Annotated in this window: 4 protein-coding genes; all 4 read right to left on the reverse strand. The window is 62.2% G+C overall.

Features of this window, described 5'->3' with window-relative positions:
* Positions 1-673: ABC transporter ATP-binding protein (locus IC66_RS0138530; protein ID WP_038951096.1), on the reverse strand; the 673-nt coding region annotated here is incomplete at its 3' end.
* A gap of 6 nt (positions 674-679) precedes the next feature.
* On the reverse strand, positions 680-1,591 hold the full coding sequence (locus tag IC66_RS0138535) for a carbohydrate ABC transporter permease (RefSeq protein ID WP_028144589.1): 912 nt from the start codon (positions 1,589-1,591) through the stop codon (positions 680-682).
* Positions 1,591-2,529: a carbohydrate ABC transporter permease gene (locus tag IC66_RS0138540; protein WP_028144590.1), complete on the reverse strand. Its 939-nt coding sequence runs from the start codon at positions 2,527-2,529 to the stop codon at positions 1,591-1,593. Before IC66_RS0138540 ends, IC66_RS0138535 begins: the two co-directional genes overlap by 1 nt.
* A gap of 140 nt (positions 2,530-2,669) precedes the next feature.
* Positions 2,670-3,981, reverse strand: a 1,312-nt coding sequence (locus IC66_RS0138545) for an ABC transporter substrate-binding protein (protein ID WP_038951097.1), incomplete at its 5' end; no start/stop codon positions are given.

The raw sequence follows: 3,981 nt of genomic DNA on the forward strand, positions 1-3,981 counted from the left end.
GCTTGTGGTAGAGCTCGTTCGGGGTGCCGATCTGCTCGATCTTGCCCTTGTTCATCACTACCACACGGTCGGCCAAGGTCATCGCCTCGACCTGGTCGTGGGTGACGTACACAGTCGTGGTGCGGACCTTCTGGTGCACCTTCTTGATCTCGATCCGCATCTGCACGCGCAGCTTGGCGTCGAGATTGGACAGCGGCTCGTCGAACAGGAAGACCTTCGGGTTGCGCACGATGGCCCGGCCCATCGCGACGCGCTGGCGCTGGCCGCCCGAGAGCTGCTTCGGCTTGCGGTCGATCAGGTCGGTGATGTCGAGCAGGCGGGCGGCTTCCGTCACTCGCGCCTTGATCTCGGCCTTGGGATAGTGCTTCAGGCGCAGCCCGAACGACATGTTCTCGGCGACCGTCATGTGCGGATAGAGCGCGTAGTTCTGGAACACCATCGCGATGTCGCGGTCTTTCGGCGGCACGTCGTTGACGACGTCGCCGTCGATCATGATGTCGCCGTCGCTGATGTCCTCGAGCCCCGCGATCATGCGCAGCGTCGTCGACTTGCCGCAGCCAGAGGGGCCGACCAGGACGATGAACTCATGGTCGGCGATATCGAGATCGATGCCGCGCACGGCTTCGACGTCGTCGTAACGCTTAACTACCTTCCGCAATGCAACGTCAGCCATCAGACATCAACCCTTTGTCGCGCCGGCGGTCAGGCCGGCAATGTAGTAGTCCATCAGGAAGGCGTAGATGACCAGCGGCGGCGCAGCGCCGAGCAGCGCGCCGGTCATGATCTGTCCCCAGTTGAAGACGTCGCCCTTGATCAGCGTGGTGGTGATGCCGACCGGCAGCACCAACTGATCCACCGATGTCGTGAACACCAGGGGATAGAGGAACTGCGCCCAGGACACCGTGAAGGCGAAGATGGTGGCGGCGATCAGGCCGGGCAGCGCGACGGGTATGAAGATCCGCGTCAGCGTCTGGAGCCAGGAGGCGCCATCGATGAGGGCCGCCTCATCCAGCTCCTTCGGGATCGAGGCGAAATAGCCGATCATGATCCATGTGCAGAATGGCACGGTCAGCGTCGGATAGATGAACACCAGCACGTACCATCTGTTGAGCAGCGTGATGCCGGTCAGGTCCTGGACCATCCCGAGCACCTTGAACAGGGGGATGAACAGAAGGCTGTCCGGAATCAAATAGGTGAGGAAGACGCCGGTGGCCAGCGTCGCCGAGCCCCAGAACTTCATCCGGGCCAGCGCGAAGGCCGCGGGGATGCTGATCATCATGGTCACGATCACCACGATGATCGAAATGATCGACGAATTCCAGAAGAAGCGCAGAAATTGGTTCGAGCTCAACAGCTCGACATAGTTCGATAGCGTCGGATGAAACACCCACCAGGGGTTGGTTGCCGCCGAGATCTCCGCGCTGCTCTTGAGTGAGGTGATCAGCATGTAGACCGGCGGCGTCAGGAAGAAGATGGCGAACAGCACCAGGAAGAAATAGGACCAGCGAAGCGCCCAGATGCGGTCGCGGCTCATGCTGCCGTATTTGACCTTGCGGGACGGTCCGGCCTTGTCGATTGCGAGCGTGCTCATCAGGCTTCGTTTCCGCGTTTGTTGACATCGCGCAGGATGAAGATCGCAGCGACCGCCAGGATCGGCACCATGAACAGGGAGACGCAGGCGCCGAGCGGAATGTCGCTGCTCTGGATGCCGACCTGGAACGCCCAGGTGGCGAACAGATGCGTCGTATCCAGCGGGCCGCCCGACGTCAGGATGCGCACGATGTCGAAATTGGCGAAGGTGACGATCAGCGAGAACAAGGTGGTGATGGCGATGATGTTGCGCATCATCGGCAAAGTGATGTGCCAGATCTTCTGCCACCAATTGGCGCCGTCGATCTCCGCGGCCTCGTACAGCTGGTCGGGCACGGATTTCAGCGCGGCCAGATACATGATCAGGAAGAACGGCGCACCGTACCAAACGTTGACGAGGATGACGGAGAAGCGCGCCCAGAAAGTGTCGCCGAGCCAGGGGATCGGACCGACGCCGAAGAAGGACAGCGTGTAGTTGAAGGCGCTGTAGGAGGGGTCGAACAGCCACAGCCAGGCCAGCGTGCTCATCGCCGGCGGAATCACCCAGGGCACCAGCAGCATGCCGCGCCATTTGCGCTGCTTCTTGCCCGGAATGTTGTGGACGAAATGCGCGACGATGAAACCGATCAGCGCCTTGAAGACCACCGCGGTGATGGCGAAGATGCAGGACTGCCGCACCACCATCCAGAACGTCTCGCGCTTGAACAGGAAGGTGAAGTTGCTGAGGCCGACGAATTTCGTCATCGCCTTGTTCAGGGTCGCGAGGTAAACCGAGTAGAAGGCGGGGTAGAGCACGAGCAGGACGATCAGAAGGATCAGCGGCAGCGTCAGGAAGAACGCCACCGTCGATTTTCGCCCGAGCGCGTTGCGCAGGCTTGATCCCTTCCGCGCGCCCCTTGCACGGGCGACGCGACCTTGCTCGACGACGACATCGGCCATCTCAGCTTCCTTGAATCAGCTCTATCTACTTCTTTGTCCACCTCGAAGCCGGCCATTGGGGTCGGCTTCCCGGCCATGCGAATCCGATGACGGGATGCAGGCGGCTCACGCAGATGGCGTGAACCGCCCGCACACCCCGGCTAGCTCCGCATGAAGCCTTCGCACTCGCCCTCGGCCCAGGCGAGGGCCTGATCCATGGTCTCACCGCGCGCAAAACGCAGCGCCATCTTGGTCAGCGTCGCCTGGAAATAGATCTGCTGCGCGATCTTGGGCGGTGCCGGGGACGCCGCGATCGACAGCGTCTGATGCTTGTAGGGGTCGGGATAGTGAAATAGCGTTCCCTGCGGCGGTCCTTCCTCGGCCCATGTCTTGAGCTTGGTCATGTTGGCGTAGGCCGGCAAGTCGTAGCCGCCGCTGACCGCGACGAACTTCTCGATCGACGATGGCGAGGACATGTGAATGAGCAGGCTCTTGGCCGCTTCCTTGTTCTTGCCGAAGCTCCAGACGCCCCAGAAGTAAGGCAGGTACGGCGCAAACCGGCCCTTCGGACCGGACGGGAAGCCGTGCGTCCAGCACTGCTCGGCGACCTGCGGCGCATCGCGCTTGGCGACGGCCCAGGCGCTCGGCGGATTGAGGATCATCGCGCCGCGGCCGGAGATCAGCCATTTGTTGTTCGACGCGTCGTCCCAGGACGGCGCATCCGGCGGCAGGAACGCGATCAGCTTCTTGTAGAACTCCATGGCCTGGCGAACGGCATCGGTCTTCACCGTGATGTCGCCCTTGGCGTTGACGAGCTCGGCGCCGAACGACTGGAAGATCGCGCCGGCGGTGTCCACGCTGTCGGTGGTCTCGCCGAGACCGATGCCGAACGGAACGCCGGCCTTGTGGCAAGCCTCGGCTGCCTTCAGGAAGGTCTCCATGGTCCAGTTCTCGACCTTGGGTGGGCCGCCGGCCGGGTACATCTCCTGCACGTCGATGCCGGCATGCTTCTTCATCAGGTCGATGCGGGAGCAGGGACCCTTGATCTGGCTGCCGGGTGTCGCGGGCACTGCGAGCCATTTGCCGCCCGACTGACCGAGATATTTGACGGTGCCGTTCACCTCACCGTTCTGCTTGAGGAGCGGCTCCATGACGTCGTTGAGCGGCTCGAGATTCTCCGAATAGGCCTGCGGCCACCAGCTCGGCATCTGGAGGATGTCGTGACCGGACTTGGCCTGGGCTTCGGCCGCGGCGGTCAGCTCGATCTTCTTGTTGTTGCTGGTGATGTAGTCGATGGAGACTTCGACCTTCTCCTTCGCGGCCCATTCATTGACGAGATCGGTGGAGGCCTTGTTGGCGCCCGGCACCCAATGGTCCCAGAAGCCGATCGAGAGTTTGCCGGCGGCGTAAGCGCCCCGGACATAGGGCGCTGTGATCAGCGCCGCGGAGGACATTGCAGTGGCAGGCACAAAT

The sequence above is a fragment of the Bradyrhizobium genomosp. III genome (assembly GCF_000261705.1).
Classification (GTDB): domain Bacteria; phylum Pseudomonadota; class Alphaproteobacteria; order Rhizobiales; family Xanthobacteraceae; genus Bradyrhizobium; species Bradyrhizobium ottawaense.